General features: G+C 74.9%; 14 protein-coding genes. 9 read left to right on the plus strand and 5 right to left on the minus strand.

What is annotated here, in order from left to right:
* Position 1: 1 nt before the first annotated feature.
* The gene (locus O2W15_RS20175; protein ID WP_269180698.1) at positions 2-1,522 is read right to left on the minus strand and encodes an aldehyde dehydrogenase family protein; all 1,521 of its coding nucleotides are present in this window, start codon (positions 1,520-1,522) and stop codon (positions 2-4) included.
* A 494-nt stretch (positions 1,523-2,016) separates the two neighbouring features.
* On the opposite strand from O2W15_RS20175, the gene O2W15_RS20180 reads away from it, so the two are divergent.
* On the plus strand, positions 2,017-2,286 hold the full coding sequence (locus O2W15_RS20180; RefSeq protein WP_269163624.1) for a GlsB/YeaQ/YmgE family stress response membrane protein: 270 nt from the start codon (positions 2,017-2,019) through the stop codon (positions 2,284-2,286).
* Between the two features lie 107 nt (positions 2,287-2,393).
* Positions 2,394-5,357 (plus strand): sacsin N-terminal ATP-binding-like domain-containing protein, encoded by a 2,964-nt coding sequence (locus tag O2W15_RS20185; RefSeq protein WP_269180699.1) that lies wholly within the window; start codon positions 2,394-2,396, stop codon positions 5,355-5,357.
* Positions 5,358-5,408: 51 nt separating this feature from the next.
* Here O2W15_RS20185 and O2W15_RS20190 read toward each other — a convergent pair whose 3' ends face one another.
* Both O2W15_RS20190 and O2W15_RS20195 read right to left on the minus strand, forming a co-directional pair.
* Positions 5,409-5,789 (minus strand): hypothetical protein, encoded by a 381-nt coding sequence (locus O2W15_RS20190; RefSeq protein ID WP_269163626.1) that lies wholly within the window; start codon positions 5,787-5,789, stop codon positions 5,409-5,411.
* Between the two features lie 222 nt (positions 5,790-6,011).
* A complete protein-coding gene (locus O2W15_RS20195; protein ID WP_269163627.1) occupies positions 6,012-6,320 on the minus strand; it encodes a hypothetical protein in 309 nt (102 codons plus the stop codon).
* A gap of 100 nt (positions 6,321-6,420) precedes the next feature.
* Here O2W15_RS20195 and O2W15_RS20200 point away from each other — a divergent pair, with 100 nt between their 5' ends.
* From O2W15_RS20200 to O2W15_RS20210, 3 genes are all read left to right on the plus strand, one after another.
* Positions 6,421-7,542, plus strand: coding sequence for a 5-methyltetrahydropteroyltriglutamate--homocysteine S-methyltransferase (locus O2W15_RS20200; protein ID WP_269180700.1), 1,122 nt, complete (start codon positions 6,421-6,423; stop codon positions 7,540-7,542).
* Positions 7,543-7,734: 192 nt separating this feature from the next.
* The gene (locus tag O2W15_RS20205) at positions 7,735-8,082 is read left to right on the plus strand and encodes an STAS domain-containing protein (RefSeq protein ID WP_269163629.1); all 348 of its coding nucleotides are present in this window, start codon (positions 7,735-7,737) and stop codon (positions 8,080-8,082) included.
* Positions 8,083-8,102: 20 nt separating this feature from the next.
* A complete protein-coding gene (locus O2W15_RS20210; RefSeq protein WP_269180701.1) occupies positions 8,103-8,498 on the plus strand; it encodes a GNAT family N-acetyltransferase in 396 nt (131 codons plus the stop codon).
* Between the two features lie 34 nt (positions 8,499-8,532).
* Here O2W15_RS20210 and O2W15_RS20215 read toward each other — a convergent pair whose 3' ends face one another.
* Together O2W15_RS20215 and O2W15_RS20220 are read right to left on the minus strand one after the other, a co-directional pair.
* Positions 8,533-9,396: a DUF1206 domain-containing protein gene (locus O2W15_RS20215; protein WP_269163631.1), complete on the minus strand. Its 864-nt coding sequence runs from the start codon at positions 9,394-9,396 to the stop codon at positions 8,533-8,535.
* 58 nt (positions 9,397-9,454) lie between these two features.
* Complete coding sequence (locus tag O2W15_RS20220) at positions 9,455-10,291, minus strand: DUF1206 domain-containing protein (RefSeq protein ID WP_269180702.1); 837 nt, start codon at positions 10,289-10,291, stop codon at positions 9,455-9,457.
* A gap of 159 nt (positions 10,292-10,450) precedes the next feature.
* On the opposite strand from O2W15_RS20220, the gene O2W15_RS20225 reads away from it, so the two are divergent.
* From O2W15_RS20225 to O2W15_RS20240, 4 genes are all read left to right on the plus strand, one after another.
* The gene (locus O2W15_RS20225) at positions 10,451-11,092 is read left to right on the plus strand and encodes a hypothetical protein (protein WP_269180703.1); all 642 of its coding nucleotides are present in this window, start codon (positions 10,451-10,453) and stop codon (positions 11,090-11,092) included.
* Between the two features lie 388 nt (positions 11,093-11,480).
* Positions 11,481-12,740, plus strand: coding sequence for a cytochrome P450 (locus O2W15_RS20230; RefSeq protein WP_269180704.1), 1,260 nt, complete (start codon positions 11,481-11,483; stop codon positions 12,738-12,740).
* Between the two features lie 51 nt (positions 12,741-12,791).
* Complete coding sequence (locus tag O2W15_RS20235) at positions 12,792-13,583, plus strand: alpha/beta fold hydrolase (RefSeq protein WP_269163635.1); 792 nt, start codon at positions 12,792-12,794, stop codon at positions 13,581-13,583.
* A complete protein-coding gene (locus O2W15_RS20240) occupies positions 13,580-15,871 on the plus strand; it encodes a SpoIIE family protein phosphatase (RefSeq protein WP_269180705.1) in 2,292 nt (763 codons plus the stop codon). Before O2W15_RS20235 ends, O2W15_RS20240 begins: the two co-directional genes overlap by 4 nt.
* The last annotated feature ends 72 nt before the right edge of the window (positions 15,872-15,943 follow it).

A 15,943-nucleotide genomic window follows, 5' to 3' on the forward strand; every position in this document is an offset into this window, starting at 1 on the left:
GTCAGCGGTGGCGCCCGTGCACCAGGCCCATCACCCGGGCGAGCACGCCGGCGGCGTTCGCCGGCCGGCCGAAGCTCATCAGGTCCACCGGCAGGCCGACCCGCTGCCGGGTGATCGCCTTGGCCCGGGTGAACTCGCGCAGCCCGTCCTCGCCGTGGATCCGGCCGAAGCCGCTCTCCCCGACCCCGCCGAAGGGCAGCGCCGGCACGGAGGCGAAGGTGAGCACCGAGTTGATCGAGGTCATCCCGCTGCGCATCCGGCGGGCCAGGTCCATCGCCCGGTCCGTCGACCCGCTGAACACCGAGCCGCCCAGCCCCATCGTGGAGTCGTTGGCCCGGCGCAGGCCCTCCTCGGCGTCGGCCACCTCGGCGATGGTCAAGGTCGGGCCGAAGGTCTCCTCCCGGACGGCGGCGGAGCTCTCCGGCACGTCGAGCAGCACGGTGGGGGCGATGAACCCGCCCTCGACGGTCGCACCGGTCACCGCCCGTCCACCGGTGGCCACCGCGTCGTCCAGGTGCCGGCGGACGACCTCGGTCTGGCTCGCCATGGTCATCGGGCCGTAGGCCGCCGCGTCGTCCGAACCCGGCCGCAGCGCGGCCGTCCGGCGGGTGACCTCGGCGACGAACCGGTCGTAGACGGCGCTGGTGGCGTAGACCCGCTCGATGCCGATGCAGGTCTGCCCGGCGTTGCTCATCGCCCCCCACACCGCGGCGTCGGCGGCGGCGCTCACGTCGGCGTCGTCGTCGACGATCATCGCGTCCTTGCCGCCGCACTCCATGAGCACGGGCGTGAGGGTCTCGGCGCAGGCGGCCATCACCTTCCGGCCGGTGGCGGCCGACCCGGTGAAGGCGAGCTTGTCGACCCCGGCCCGGCAGAGGGCGGCACCCGTCTCCCCGGACCCGGTGACCAGCTGGAGGGCGTCGGCGACGTCGGGGACCGCGGTCTGCCAGGCATCGACCAGCCAGGCGCCGACCGCGGGGGTGAACTCGCTGGGCTTGAAGACGACGGCGTTGCCGGCGGCCAGCGCGTAGGCGATCGAGCCCATCGGGGTGAAGACGGGGTAGTTCCACGGTCCGATCACGCCGACGACGCCCAGCGGCTGGTACTCGAGGTGGGCCGCGTGGTTGGCAGCCAGCATCCCGACCTTGACCCGACGGGGGCCGAGGGTCTTCTCCGCGTGCCCGGCGGCCCAGGCCAGGTGGTCGACGGCGAGGGTGATCTCCAGGATCGCGTCGGCGCGCGGCTTGCCGTTCTCCCGGTGCACGAGATCGGCGAGCTCGTGCACCCGCCGGGCGAGGTGACCGCGGTAGGCCGCCAGCCGGAGCCGCCGTTCGGCGAACCCCAGCGCCGCCCAGGACCCGGAGCTCGGGCGGGCGCGCTCGACGGCCTGCCGGACGGCGTCCGCGTCGTCCACGGGGAACACCCCGACGACGGCGCCGGTGGCCGGGTCGGTCGTCTCGAACGTGCCGGCCCGGCCGGCCGACGGACCAGGGACGCTGTCCAACTCCTCGTCGAGCGACATGTGACCCAGGTTACTGGTCGGTAGTGTCGGGACCGGGGCGGGGTGACCACGGAACCGGTGACGTGCCCGGCCGGCACAGAGCTCCCCGGTGACCGCACGGTCGACCTGGACAGCCGGTCGGACGACGTCGGGGAGTGGGTGCCCGCACCCCGCCGCTCCGTCTGTCACTCCGGCGGGCCGTGTACCGAGGGTGGCGGGTGAGCGGCCCCGGGCAGCGGGCCGCTGGACCGCGCCGGCACCTGTGAGCGCGCTGAGTGTGCGGCATCACGAAGCGTGAGGTGTTGCGTTCGCGTGGCGGGGAAGGCGGGACAAAAGTGCCAGGCCAGTGCGGGACTGTGGTCGACCTGATCGTCTGACATCAGGCTGCCCATCACTCAATGTGATGAACGTTGATCATCTGTGCGTTTGAGTGGGGTCTGCGGTGGGGACATGATCATCCGCTTCTGGAGACGCCAGGACGCACGACGGTCCGCCGTCGACACAAGGAGGCACACATGATCTGGAACATCATCGTACTGATCGTCATCGGCGCCATCGCCGGGTTCATCGCCCGCGCCGTCATCCCCGGCAAGCAGGACCTCAGCATCGGTCTGACAATCGTGCTCGGCATCGTCGGCTCGCTGGTCGGCAACCTGCTCGGGAGCCTCCTCACCGGTGACGGCTTCGAGATCGGCACCGCCGGCATCATCGGCTCGATCATCGGCGCGATCATCGTGCTCGGGATCTACGTCATGACCACGGGACGCAAGAACATCTCCCGCTGACGGGAGTCCGCACTCCCTGACACACGTCGAGGGCCCGGCCGTACTGGCCGGGCCCTCGACGTCTGTCCGGGCACCTCCCGGACGCGCTCCTCGGGCATGCTGCCCGGGTGCCCACCCCCGCCGAACTGCGCCGTCGGGTGCTGGCCGCCTGGACCGACTCCCCGGCCCGGTTCCGGGAGGACGCCAACGCCGAGGAGGACCTGGTCCGCGGCGGCTACCGCGACCGGCTCCTCGTGGAGCTCGCCCAGAACGCCGCCGACGCGGCGAGCCGGGCCGGGGTCCGGGGGCACCTCCGGCTCGACCTGACCGACGGCGTCCTGCGGGCCGCCAACACCGGGGCAGCGCTGGACGACGACGGCGTCCAGGCGCTGGCGACCCTGCGGGCGTCGGCCAAGCGGGACACCGGCGACACCGTCGGCCGCTTCGGCGTCGGCTTCGCGGCCGTTCTTGCGGTGACCGACGAGCCGGCCGTCCTCTCCACCGACCGCTCCGTGCGGTTCAGCGCCGCCGACACCCGCACGGCGGTCGCCGCCCTCTCCGCCCTCGGGCCCGAGCTGGCCCGCCGGGGCGGTGCCGTGCCGGTCCTGCGCCTGCCGTTCGAGACCGACGTCCGGCCCGCGGCCGGGTTCGCCACCGAGGTCGTGCTGCCGCTGCGGCCGGACGCCGTCGCGGCGGTGCGGACGTCGTTGCAGTCACTGGAACCAGAGGTTTTGCTGGCGCTGCCCGCGCTGAGCCGGGTCGACGTGGTGCTCGACGGCCGGGTCCGCACCTCCACCCGCGAGGACGACGGCCCGCGGGTCCGGCTGGCCGGCGGGGACACGGTGACGACCTGGCAGCTGGTGCAGCGCACCGGTGACCTGCCCGCGGCGCTGTTCGCCGACCGGCCCGTCGAGGAGCGGGAACGCCGGCGGTACGCCGTCACCTGGGCCGTCCCGGTCGACGACGACGGGGTCCCGCTCCCGTTGGCCGGCCGGCAGGTGCTGCACGCGCCGACCCCGAGTGATGAACCGCTGTCGCTGCCGGTCCGGCTGATCGCTCCCTTCCCCCTGGGCCCGGACCGGCGGCACGTGGCCCCCGGTCCGGTCACCGACGCGCTCGTCCAGGTGGCGGCCGACGGCTACGCCGACCTGCTCGCCACGCTGCCCGCCGACCCGGTCCTGCTGCAACTGGTGCCGGCCGTCGGGCTGGCGGCTGCCGACCTGGACGCCGCGGTGTGCCGGGCGGTGCTCGACCGGGTCACCGCGACCTCGTGGCTGCCGGCCGCCGACCCGGAGGAGCCGCCGCTGCGTCCGGACCGGGCCGTGGCGCTGGACGACCCGACCGACGACCGGGTCGCCGCCCTGGTCGGCGTGCTCCCCGGCCTGCTGCCCGCCGGCTGGTCCCGGCGCACCGACGCCCGGGTGCTGGCCGCCCTCGGCGTGCGTCGCGCCGGGTGGGCCGACGTGGTCGAGGCGGTGCGCGGGGTGCGGCGGCCAGGGGAGTGGTGGGCCCGGCTCTACGGCGCGCTGGACGGCGCCGACCGCGACGAGTTGGCCGCGCTGCCGGTGCCGCTGGCCGACGGGCGAACGGCGCAGACCCCGGCCGGCGTGCTGCTCGCCGACGAGTCGCTGCCCGCCGCTCGGCTGGCTCCGCTCGGACTGCGGATCGCCGACCCGGCCGTGGCGGCCGGTCCGGCCCGGCGGGTGCTGGAGCGGCTGGGCGCGCGGCCGGCGACCGCAGCCGCGGTGCTCGCCGACGCGGACGTGCGCGCGGCGGTGGAGAGCTCGCTGGACCGGGCCGACGACGACGAGGACGTCGAGCCGCTGGCCCTCGCCGTCCTCGCCCTCGTCGCCGCGGCAGCACCTGCTCCCGGGGACCTGCCGTGGCTGGCGGAGCTCGCGCTGCCCGACGACGACGGCGGCTGGGCGCCCGCCGGGGAACTGGTGTGCCCCGGGTCGCCGCTGGCCGACGTGCTCGCGCCCGGGGCGCTCGGCGCCCTCGACCCGGAGTTCGCCCGCGGCCAGGACGTCGACGTACTGCGCGCGGTGGGCGTGCTGGACACCTTCGCCCTGCTGACCGCCGAGGACCCCGACGACCTGGACGTCGACCGGGTCGAGGAGTGGGTGGACGCCGTGCTGGACCGGCTGCCGGCCGATGCGCAGCCGCCGGAGTGGCCGGTGCTCACGGCGGTGCGGGACCTGGAGCTGGTGCGTGACTGGGAGTCCGCGATGCCGCTCCTCGCCGCCCTGCCGCCGGCCGCCCGGGCCGACCTCGACCTCGGCGGCACCGTCGTCCCCGGTTATCTGCGCTGGTGGCTGCGCACCTCACCGGTCCTGGGCGGGGCGCGGCCGGCCCGGCTCCGCGCCGCGGACGCCGCCGAGTTGCAGGGACTGTACGAACCGGTCGGCGACCTCCCCGGCGCGGTGCTCGACCTGCTCGGCGTCCCGGCCACGGTGGCCGACGTGCTGGCCGACGTGGACGACGCGATCGACCTGCTCGACCGGCTCGGGGACCCGGCGCGCACGGTCTCCCCGACGGTGCTGCGCACGGTGTACGCCCAGCTCGCCGAGGCGCTGGACGGTGTGGACGTCGACCCGCCGGCGCGGGTCCGGACCGCGCCGGACCAGGTCAGCGACGCGGCGGTGGTGCTGGACGCGCCGTGGTTACAGCCACTGGTCTCATCGGCCGTGGTGCCCGCCGGTGGCCGCCCCGTCGCGGTCGCCGACCTGCTGGACGTGCCGCTGGCCAGCGAGGAGGTCGCCGCCCGGGTGGCCAGCCGCCCGGCCCGGACGGTCGGCTGGGCCGAGGTGCCCGGTGCCGGCTTGGCCGCCGCCCGGTTGGGGCTGACCGCGCTGACCGGGTCGGTCGCCGTCCACCCGACGCTGACCGTGACCGGTGGGGTCGAGGTTGCCTGGTGGCCCGGTGCCGACGTCGACGCGGTGGACGGGACGCCGGCCGCCCTCGGCCGGGCGCTGGCCTGGCGGGCCGGCGCCTGGCCGCTGCGACAGGCGCTGGCCGAGGCGTTCGCCCATCCGCACCGCGCCACCGAGCTCGCCGCCGAGGACGCCGTCGCACCCCCACCCGCCGGTTGAGCGACCCTCCTGCAGGGGCCCGTCGCGAGCGTGCGGCAGGAGGGTCTTCCCTCAGTAGTAGCGCGGGATGGCCTGGGCACCGGGGGCGTGGCCGTGCCGGCTGTCCGGGCGCGGGCCGTGCCCGGTCGCCCGGCCCCCGGCGCGTGGCGCCCGCTGGTGGGCCAGCCACGCCTCGTGCAGGGAGAGCCAGTGCGCGGCCGTGAGGTCCGCGGCTCGTGCAGTCGGCGACAGGCCCTCGGCGTGCAGCCAGCGGACCCCGGCGGTGCCGGGCAGCAGGCCGCGCAGCACGGCGCCGAGCGCAGGCTGCCGACTGGCGCCGGGTGCGGCGAGCACCGCGTGCGTCAGCCGGTCGAAGCCGTCGTGGGCGTCGTCGGTGAGCTGGCCGCGGGCCGCGCCGGCCGGGCCGTCGAGAGCAGGGGTGGGTCGTGACACGGAGGACCTCCGGGAGGGCAGCGGGCAGCCCGCGACATCGGTGCGGGCACGCCGGGAACGAGGGAGGAGCGGTCGCAGCCGGTCGCGGGACCGGCGGACGGCGGGGCTGCGTGACAGCGCCCGCGGATCAGCTCAGGAGGTGTGCAGCCGCAGCCGCAGCGAGGTGTCGCCCATGTCGAGGACGCTAGGGACGGTCTCCAGCGCCGTCCACCGCTTTTCGGGTCAGGAGGTCGTGCGGTCCTCGGCGGCGCGCGCCTTGGCGGCCTGCCGCGCCTGGTGGGCGGCGTAGCGGGCGGCGTCCTTCTCCCGGCGGGGGGCGTTCTTCTCCCACTTGACCTTGCGCCGCCGGGCGCGGGCGACCTCGCGCGCCTCGAAGTCCGGGTGCTGCGACCAGGTGCTGGACAGCTGGACGACGACGACCGCCGCGCCACCGAAGATCAGCACGACGGCACCCAGGATCGCGTCGGTGCCGAAGGCCAGCACCGTGAGGGCCACCCAGACGGTACCGACGACGACGGTCCGCTTCGACATGCGGCCAGTATCCGCCTGCTGGCTGTGCGCCCGGCGCGGCCTCGCCGATCCGGTGCCGTTCGGAGAGGCCGAGGCCCGGTGGACCGAGCATGCTGGGGACATGTCCGACCGATCCGGCCCACCGTTCCGTGCCGACCACGTCGGCAGCCTGCTGCGTCCCCCGGCGCTGCTCGACGCCCGGGAGCGGTTCGCCGCCGGGTCGATCGACGCCGCCGAGCTGCGCGGGATCGAGGACGAGGCGATCGCCGACGTGGTCCGTATGCAGGCCGACGTCGGCCTGTCGACCGCCACCGACGGCGAGTTCCGCCGGGCGTCCTGGCACATGGACTTCATCTACGCGATCAACGGCATCAGCAAGGTCCGCGAGAACATCGAGGTCCACTTCAAGAACGCCGACGGCACGATCGACTTCACCCCGGCCGGCCTGCGGGTGGACGGGCCGCTGTCGATCGACGAACCGATCTTCGGCCCCGACCTGGCCTTCCTGCAGTCGCAGGTCCAGCCGGGGCAGACGGCGAAGCTGACCATCCCGTCGCCGTCGATGGTCCACTACCGGGGCGGTGCCGCGGCGATCGACCCGGCCGTCTACCCCGACGAGGACGGCTTCTGGGACGCCCTCTCGGCCGCCTACCGCCAGCAGGTGCAGGCGGTCGCGGCCCAGGGGTGCACCTACCTCCAGCTGGACGACACCAGCCTCGCCTACCTCAACGACCCGGCGCAGCGTGCGGAGCTCGCCGACCAGGGACGCGACGCCGAACACCAGCACGAGCGGTACATCCGGCAGATCAACGCAGCCCTCGCCGGTCGGCCGGACGGCCTCACCGTGACCACGCACATGTGCCGCGGCAACTTCCGGTCCTCCTGGGTCGCCGAGGGCGGCTACGACTTCGTCGCCGAGGCGCTGTTCGGCGGGCTGGAGGTCGACGGCTTCTTCCTGGAGTACGACGACGCACGCTCCGGTGGCTTCGAGCCGCTGCGGTTCGTGCCGCCGGGCAAGCGCGTCGTCCTGGGGCTGGTCACCAGCAAGCGGCCCGAGCTGGAGCGCAAGGACGACCTCAAGCGCCGGATCGACGAGGCCGCGCAACACGTGCCGCTGGAGCAGCTGGCGCTCTCGCCGCAGTGCGGCTTCTCCTCGACCGTGGAGGGGAACGCGCTGACCCGCGACGAGCAGGTCGCCAAGCTGGCCCTGGTGGTGGAGACGGCGCAGGAGATCTGGGGCTGACACGCCCGGCCCGTGGGACCGCTCCCTCGGCGTGGCGCGGCGCGCCACGCCGAGGGCCCCTTGTGCCCAACCGACCTCCTCCCTAGCGTTCGCGGTGCGGTTCAACCACCAGCCGCGACCGAGTGCACGTTGCTCGGCGCACGAGGCCGGCCGCCGACGCCGCCGGCCACGCGAGCTAAGCCGGAGGTCCGCATGACCGCACTCAACGTCGACGTCGACCCCACCCGCATCGACGTGCACGCCGCCACCTCGTCGGCCGGCTGCACCGTCTCCGTCAGCGGTGAGGTCGACTCCGCCACCGCCCCGGGGCTCCGCGGCTGCCTCCTCGAGGTCCTCGCCCGCCCGGGGACCACGACCGTGGAGGTGGACCTGCGCGGGGTCACCTTCCTCGACTCCGCCGGGCTCTCCGCCCTGGCGACCGCACACCGGTCGGCTCAGGCCGGTGGCCGCGACCTGCGGATGCGGTGCGGCACCACGCGCGCCGTCGCCCGGCCGTTGCAGATCACCGGCCTGTGGGACGTCTTCACCATCATCGACTGACCGACGCAGGGCACGGCGCGATGACCGAGTACACGTGGCGCGGTCCGTTCGCCGACGCCGACGTCAACACGCTGCACGCCGAGGGCTTCGGGCACCCGGTGCTCGCCGACGCCTGGGGCGCCCAGCTGGAGCGGCACAGCCTCGGCTGGGTCACCGCCGTGCAGAGCGGCGAACTGGTCGGCTTCGTCAACGTCGCCTGGGACGGCGGGGTGCACGCCTTCCTGCTGGACACGATGGTGCGGGCCGACCGGCGCCGGACCGGGATCGGCCGGGCACTGGTCGAGACCGCGGTGGCCGGGGCGCAGGCGGCGGGCTGCGAGTGGCTGCACGTCGACTTCGACGACCACCTGCGCGGCTTCTACCTGGACGAGTGCGGCTTCACCCCGACCGGCGCCGGCCTGGTCCAGCTCCGCTGACCACCAAAATGGCCATTTTGGTGGTCAGGGTGGGTCAGGTGGCGGGGTCGCGGTCGGGGTAGCGGGCCCGGACCAGCGCGTACACCCCGAACGCCATGAAGCCGACGGCGACCGCGGTGAGCAGCCACCGCCCGGTCGGTACGCCGCCGATCGCGTTCATCGCGCCGTCCAGGCCGGTCGCCGTCGACACGTCCCGGGTCGCCGCCGCGTACACCAGCAGACCGCCGGAGACGGTGAAGGCGATGCCCTTGGCCACATAGCCGACCGAGCCCAGCCGCTCGATCAGCGGTTCCCATCGGTCGGGGGCCGAGTCCAGGTCGACGTCCCGCATGAACTTCCCGGTCACCCCGCGGACGAGCACGTACAGGCCGACCGCGGCGACGCCGAGCCCGACGGCGACCACCAGCGTCGATCCGCCGGGGATCTCCAGTGCGTCGTCGGCCATCGCCTGGAACCGCTCGTCGGCCTGGTAGCCGGCGCCGACGGCGAAGAAGAGGGCCGTGAGCCCCAGCACCGCGTACACGACGGCCTTCGCCGCGCACTTGGTGCAGACGACGCCGGTGCGCAGCCGGTGGTCCGGACGGAGCAACCCGGTCCACCACCGCAGCACCTCGCCGGCCTGCCAGAGCGCCAGGGCGAACAGGCCCAACCCGATGCCCCACAGCAGCACCCGGCCGCCGGGGGACTCGGAGACCGCCTGCAGCGCCCCGGTCTGGTCGGCGTCCTCGGTGCCGGGCTCCACGAACCAGGCGATCCGGAAGGCCAGCCAGCCGATGAGCAGGTGCAGCACGCCGTAGGCGACCAGCCCGACCCGGGCCAGGTGCTCCAGGACGGGGTGGTCGGTGACCTCCCGGGCGCGGGCGACGGCGTCGTGCACCCGCTGCGGAACGGCGTTCACCTCGGGGATGGTGCCCGACCGGCCGGGACCCCGCCGGTCAGGGTCCGGACCCGACCGGTCAGGTGCGCTCGGGGAACCGGGCCCGGAACAGGCAGAAGACGCCGAACGCGGCGATGCCGAGGGCGACCAGGGTGAGGAGGGCCTGACCGAACGGCGCCGACAGGATGGTCTGCATCGCGTCGTCGAGCCCGCCGGCCTTGTCGGAGTCGAAGGTGACCGCTGCCCACCCGAGCAGGCCACCGACGACTGCCAGGGCGACCCCCTTCGCCGGGTAGCCCACCTGGCCCAGCCGCTCGATCAGCCGGCGCTGGGTCGCCGAGGCCTCTGCGGTCTCGATCTCCTTGAGGAACCGCTTGGTCACGCCCTTGTGCACCAGGTAGGCACCCACCCCGAGCAGCGCGAGTGCCGCAGCACCGATGAGGTAGCGGCCACCGGGCCAGCCGAGGACCCCGGCGACCGTCTGCTCCTCCTGCGCCGAGCTGGACTGACCGCCACCGGTGGCGAACCGGATCGCGGTGTAGGCCAGGACCAGGTAGATGAGGGTCTTGGCGATCGCCTTGGCGATCGTGGCGAGCGCGTCCTTCCGCGCATCGCCGGAGGCCTGAAGGCCGGCTCGGTGACGCAGCACCTCGGCCAGCTGCCAGACGGCCAGCGCGAGCAGGCCCAGGGCCAGCACCCACAGCAGCGGCTTCCCGAACGGCTGGGCCGCCAGCGTGGACATCGCCCCGGACTGGTCGGCCGAGCCGCCGCCGCCACCCCAGGCCAGCTGCAGCGACAGCCAGGCCAGCAGCAGGTGGACGACGCCGTAGGCGATCAGCCCCACGCGCGCCAGGTTCTCCAGCGCGTCGCTGTTGCCTGCCCGGTCGGCGCTCGCCGCGGTTCCCGAGGTGCCCATGACCGTTCCTCCTGTGTCGCCGTGTGCTCGGCGATCGCCTGTCGCAAGCGGCGATCAGCGTGGCACAACACGAGGTCGACCGCCGGGGGAGTGCGTGCGGGACCGGGGAGGCGCCGGTCCGTGCGGGACGGATCCCGGTCGGTGAGGGAGACTGGCGGAGTGACGAACGCCGTGACCGCCGGCCGGCAGGCCGGGAGCTCCCCGATCACCCCGCCCACGCCGGAGCAGGCCCGGTCCACCTGGCCGCGGATGGTGGTGCTGGGCGTCGTCCTGCTCGCCCTCGGGATCATGGCCCTGACCTGGCCCGCGGTCGGTTCACGACTGCTGCTCGGCGCGATCGGCCTGTTCGGCGTCGTCCAGGGCGTGCGGTTGCTGCGCCGCGCCCGCACCGGTGCCGTCGAGCGCACGACCGCGCTGGTCGGCGCGGGCGGCGTCTGGCTCGGGGCCCTCGCCATGGGGATGGCGCTGCTGTCGGCGACGGCGACCGGCTGGCTGTTCGTCGCCGCCGGCGTCATCGCGCTGCCGGCCCTGGCCGTCGCCGCCACCGACCGGCGTCCGCTGGCCCTCGGTGGTGCTGCGCTGGTCGCGGCCGCCGCGGTGGCGGTCGCCGTGCTCGGTGGGGTCGACGCCCTGCTGGCCACGGCGCGGGTCCTCGCCGCGGGGACGGTCGGGGCCCTCGGCCTGGCCAACCTGGCCGGTGCGGTCGGCATGGCCCGGATCGCCCGCCGGCCGGCGCCGGCGCCGGCGGCCGGCTGCGGTGGCTGCGCCTGCGGTGCCGGCGGCTGCGGTTCGGCCGGCTGAGCACCCGTCCCGTCCCACCGCGTCGCGTCCCACCGCGGCACGCCGTCCAGTCGTCTCGCGCCGGACACCTGCCCGTCACCGGAGCGACCTAGCGTCGATCCGGAGGTGGGCGGGAGACCCCTGCCCCACCCGCAGGGGGAGGCCGGGGACACCGGCCGGGCGAGAGGAACGGGACATGCGCACGATCGAACGCACGGTGTGGACGTGCGAGAACTGCCGACGCAAGAACGCGAACACCCGCAAGCGCTGTACCGACTGCGGCACCACCCGGCACTGAGCAGCAGCACCTGCGGCCGCGCGCAACGGGGCGCCGGCTCGGAGGGTCCCCGATCCCGGGCGTGACCTGACCGCCGGTTTCCTCGGCCACGACGTGGGCACGCCACAGGTCATGATCCGCATGCCCCGGCTGGACCAGTCGATCCAGATGTTGGCCAGGGGTTACGCCTGGCTGCCCGACCTGCGCCGCGCGGCCGGCCGGGACACCGTGCGCACCCGGCTGATGGTGCGCCCGACCCTCGGCGTCGTGGGGGCCGGTGGGGCCCGCTTCCTCTACGACGAGCGCAACGTGCGCCGCAGCGGCGCGTTGCCCGAGCCGGTCGTCAGCACCCTGTTCGGTCACGGGGCCGTGCACACCCTCGACGGCGAGCCCCACCGGGTCCGCAAGGCGATGTTCGTGGACCTGCTGATGGGCGAGGGGATCGGCGACCTGGTCGACCGGGTCACCACCGCCTGGGACGAGGCCGCGCAGCGCTGGGCGCAGCAGCCGCAGGTCGTGCTGATGGACGCAGCCGCCGAGGTGCTCACCCGCGGGGTCTGTGACTGGGCAGCGGTGCCGGTGAGCGACGAGGAGCTGCCGGCGCTGGCCCGCGACCTCACCACGATGGTCGACGGCTTCGCCACCGGCGCCCCTCGGCACTGGCGTGCCCGCCGGGCGCGGCAGCGGCGTGAGGCGTGGCTGGCCGGGATCGTCGAGGAGGTGCGCAGCGGCCGGCGGAGGGTGCCCGCGGGCTCGGTGCTCGACGTCGTCGCCGGCCACCGAGACTCCGAGGGGGAGCTGCTGGAGCCGCGGGTGGCCGCGGTGGAGGTGCTCAACGTCATCCGGCCGACCGTCGCCGTCTGCTGGTTCGTCGGCTTCACCGCGCACGCCCTGCACCACTGGCCGGCCATCCGGGAGCGGCTGCGGACCGGCCAGCCGGCGTACGCCACGGCCGTGACCCACGAGGTGCGCCGGTTCTACCCGTTCGCGCCGTTCATCGGTGGCCGCTCGCCGCGGGAGGTCGAGTGGGAGGGGCAGACGGTGCCTGCCGGGGCCATGGTGCTGCTGGACCTGTTCGGCCAGAACCACGACCCCGAGCTCTTCCCCGATCCCTACGCGTTCCGGCCCGAGCGGTTCCTGGACGGCGAGGGAGCCGGTGCCGCCGTCCGGCGGATCGGCCCGTGGGAGCTGGTCCCGCAGGGGGCCGGTGACCCTCGCACCGGGCACCGCTGCCCGGGTGAGGACATCACGGTCGCGCTGCTGTCGGCGCTCGCCGTCCGGCTGGCCCGGCTGGCGTACACCCTGCCGCCGCAGGACCTGGAGATCTCACTGCGCCGTATCCCCGCACGGCCGGCGAGTGGGGTCGTGCTCACCGCCGTCCGGCCCGGCTGACCGGGTGCGGAGGCTGGTACCGGAACGGCCCGGTCGCGTAGGTTCGTCGACATGAGCGTCCGCACGCGGCACGACGTCCGTGTGAGCGGTCGACCCGGGGGCCGGCCGATGGTGTTCGCGCACGGCTACGGCTGCGACCAGAACATGTGGCGGTTCATCACCCCCGACTTCGAGGTGGACCACCAGGTGGTCACCTTCGACCACGTGGGGTTCGGCCACTCCGACCTCTCGGCCTACGACCCGGCGAAGTACAACAGCCTGCGCGGGTACGCCGCGGACGTCGTCGAGGTCATGCGCGACCTGGAGCTGACCGACGCGGTGTTCGTCGGGCACTCGGTCAGCGCCATGATCGGTGTGCTGGCGTACGCGCAGGCCCCAGAGCTGTTCGGGGCGATGGTGATGGTCGGGCCGAGCGCCCGGTACGTCGACGACGGCGAGTACGTCGGCGGGTTCTCCCGGGCCCAGATCAAGGACCTGCTGGACAACCTGGACGCCAACCACCTGGGCTGGTCGGCCGCGATCGCGCCGGTGATCATGGGCAACCCGGACCGGCCCGAGCTGGCGGCCGAGCTGACCAACAGCTTCTGCCGCACCGACCCCGACGTGGCGCGGCAGTTCGCCCGGGTCTCCTTCCTCTCCGACAACCGGGCCGACCTGCCCGGCGTCGGCGTGCCCACCCTGGTGCTGCAGTGCTCGGAGGACGTGATCGCGCCCGAGACGGCCGGTCGGTACGTGCACGAGCACGTCCCCGGCTCGACCTTCACCCAGCTGTCCGCGACCGGGCACTGCCCGCACCTGAGCGCACCGGAGGAGACCACCGCCGCCATCCGGGCCTGGTCGTGACGGCGTCCCGCACGGCCGGCTCCGACCGTCGTCGCGGGGACGGCGACCGGGCTCAGCTGGACCAGCTGCTCGAGGACGACCCGGCCGACCTGTACGAGAACGCACCCTGCGGCTACCTGTCCACGCTGCCGGACGGGACGATCGTCAAGGTCAACCAGACGCTGTGCAACTGGCTGGGCCGCCCCGCCGAACGGGTGCTGCGCACCCGGCTGCGCGACCTGCTCAGCGTCGGCGGCCAGGTCTTCCACGACACCCACCTGGCCCCGCTGCTGCGGATGCAGGGGGCGGTCCGCGAGGTCGCCCTGGACGTCGTCCGGGACGACGGCTCGGTGCTGCCCTGCCTGGTGAACGCGGTCGAGCTGCGCGACCCCGAGGGCCGGCCGTTGCTGGTCCGCGCGACGCTGTTCGAGGCCACCGCCCGGCGGCGTTACGAGCGGGAGATCCTGACCGCACACCGGGCCGCGGAGCTCTCCGAGGCCCGGTCGCGGACGTTGCAGCAGGTCGTCGTGCAGCTGGCCGGCGCAACGACGGTGGCCGACGTGGCCGGTGTCGTCGTCCAGCAGGCGCGCTCGGCCCTGCGCAGCCGCGGAGCCGCGCTGCTGCTGGTCGTCCCCCGTCCGGTCGCCCCCGACGGCGACGCCGACGGTGTCGTGCGGCGGTCGGAGCTGGTCGTGGCCCGCAGCGACGGTCTGCCGGCCGCGCTGCTGGACCAGCTGGCCACCGCGGCCGACGGCCGGATCGCGCTGGAGCTGGCCGAGGGGTTGCGGGTCGTCGTGCCCGACGAGCGGCTGCACGGCCGGCGGCCCGAGCTGGCCGCCACGCTGGAGAGCGCCGGGCTGCACGCGCTCGTCGTCGTCCCGGTGTCCGCCGACACCCGCCGGCTCGGCGTCCTGCTGCTCGGCCAGGGCAGCTCGGGCGCCGACGACCTGATCGACCTCGACGAGCCCCGGGACGGCGTGCTCTCCGACGGGGACGTCGACCTGCTGTGGACGCTGGGCCGCCAGGCCGGCCAGGCGCTGGAGCGGGCCCGGCTGCACGAGGAGACCACCCGCCAGGCCGCGCGCTCGGCCTTCCTGCTGTACGCCGCACGGCAGATGGCCGCGGCGACCGGGGTGGGGGAGACGGTCGACCGGCTGTCGGAGCTGGCCGTGCCGCGGCTGGCCGACGTCTGCCTGCTCGACCTGGTCACCCAGCACGGGGCCCGGCGGGTGCTCGCCCGGCACGGGGACCCGGCCCGCCAGCACCTGGTCGACGACCTGCTCGAGTGGGCGCCACCGGCCCGGGAGCTGCCCTTCCCCGCCCGGCGGGCGCTGGCCGAGGGACGCACCCAGTGGTTCTCCGCGCCCGACGACGCGTGGCTGGTCTCGGTGGTCCGCGATCCCCGGGAGCTGGCGGGGGTGCGGGCACTGGAGCTGGCCAGCATCGTCAGCGTGCCGCTGGTGGCGGAGGGGCGGTCGCTGGGCGTGCTGACCCTGAGCGCCGACCGGCGCCGTGGCGTGTTCAGCGCCGCCGACGTCGAGGTGGTCGAGCAGCTGGCGCACCAGGTGTCGCTGGTGCTCGCCAAGGCCCAGCGGTACGAGCTGGAGTCGCGGACCTCGCACACCCTGCAGGCCACCCTGTTGCCGCCGCACCCGCCCGCGGTGCCGGGGATGACCGTCGCCGTGCGCTACCTGGCCGCCACCTCCGGGGTCGAGATCGGCGGGGACTTCTACGACGTCGCCACGTTGCCCGGCGACCACGTGGCGATCGCCGTCGGCGACGTGGTGGGCCACGACATCACCGCGGCGGCGACGATGGGACAGCTGCGCAGCGTCTACCGGGCCCTGCTGGTGGAGGCGCCCGCGCCGTCCGCGGTCATCGACCGGCTGCAGGCCAGCTGGCCGCTGCTCGGGCTGCAGCGGATGGCCACGGCCCTCTTCGCCACCCTGGACCTGCCCACCGGGTTGCTCCACGTCGCCTCGGCCGGGCACCCGCCGCCGCTGCTGATCGTCGACGGCCGCGCCGAGTACCTGCCGGTGACGCCCAGCCGGATGCTCGGGGCACCACCGGCGCCGGCCGTCGAGTGGAGCGGCGTGGTGCCGCCGGGGGCGACGCTGCTGCTGTTCACCGACGGCCTGGTGGAGAGCCGCACCAGTGACCTCGACACCGGCCTGGCCCGGCTGCGGGCGGCGGCCGAGCGCTGGGCCACCGTGGGCGCCGACGCGCTCTGCGACCGGCTGCTGGCCGAGCTGGCCGGAGCGCACCGCGCCGACGACATCGCGCTGCTGGCGCTCACCCGCGACGCCTGACCCGGGACGTTCGCCTCCTGCGCTCGGCGACGATCCCGGGCAGGCTGGGGCGGTAACCCGAAGGTGACAGGA

Origin of the sequence: Modestobacter sp. VKM Ac-2979 (assembly GCF_026967995.1) — a bacterium.
Lineage (GTDB): Bacteria > Actinomycetota > Actinomycetes > Mycobacteriales > Geodermatophilaceae > Modestobacter.

Bases quoted from the DNA above. Each gene is read 5' to 3' on its own strand.
- O2W15_RS20195 (WP_269163627.1), bottom strand. From the start codon at position 6,320: ATGTCGAAGCGGACCGTCGTCGTCGGTACCGTCTGGGTGGCCCTCACG.
- O2W15_RS20205 (WP_269163629.1), top strand. From the start codon at position 7,735: ATGACCGCACTCAACGTCGACGTCGACCCCACCCGCATCGACGTGCAC.
- O2W15_RS20200 (WP_269180700.1), top strand. From the start codon at position 6,421: ATGTCCGACCGATCCGGCCCACCGTTCCGTGCCGACCACGTCGGCAGC.
- O2W15_RS20235 (WP_269163635.1), top strand. From the start codon at position 12,792: ATGAGCGTCCGCACGCGGCACGACGTCCGTGTGAGCGGTCGACCCGGG.
- O2W15_RS20175 (WP_269180698.1), bottom strand. From the start codon at position 1,522: ATGTCGCTCGACGAGGAGTTGGACAGCGTCCCTGGTCCGTCGGCCGGC.
- O2W15_RS20210 (WP_269180701.1), top strand. From the start codon at position 8,103: ATGACCGAGTACACGTGGCGCGGTCCGTTCGCCGACGCCGACGTCAAC.
- O2W15_RS20220 (WP_269180702.1), bottom strand. From the start codon at position 10,291: ATGGGCACCTCGGGAACCGCGGCGAGCGCCGACCGGGCAGGCAACAGC.
- O2W15_RS20180 (WP_269163624.1), top strand. From the start codon at position 2,017: ATGATCTGGAACATCATCGTACTGATCGTCATCGGCGCCATCGCCGGG.
- O2W15_RS20230 (WP_269180704.1), top strand. From the start codon at position 11,481: ATGATCCGCATGCCCCGGCTGGACCAGTCGATCCAGATGTTGGCCAGG.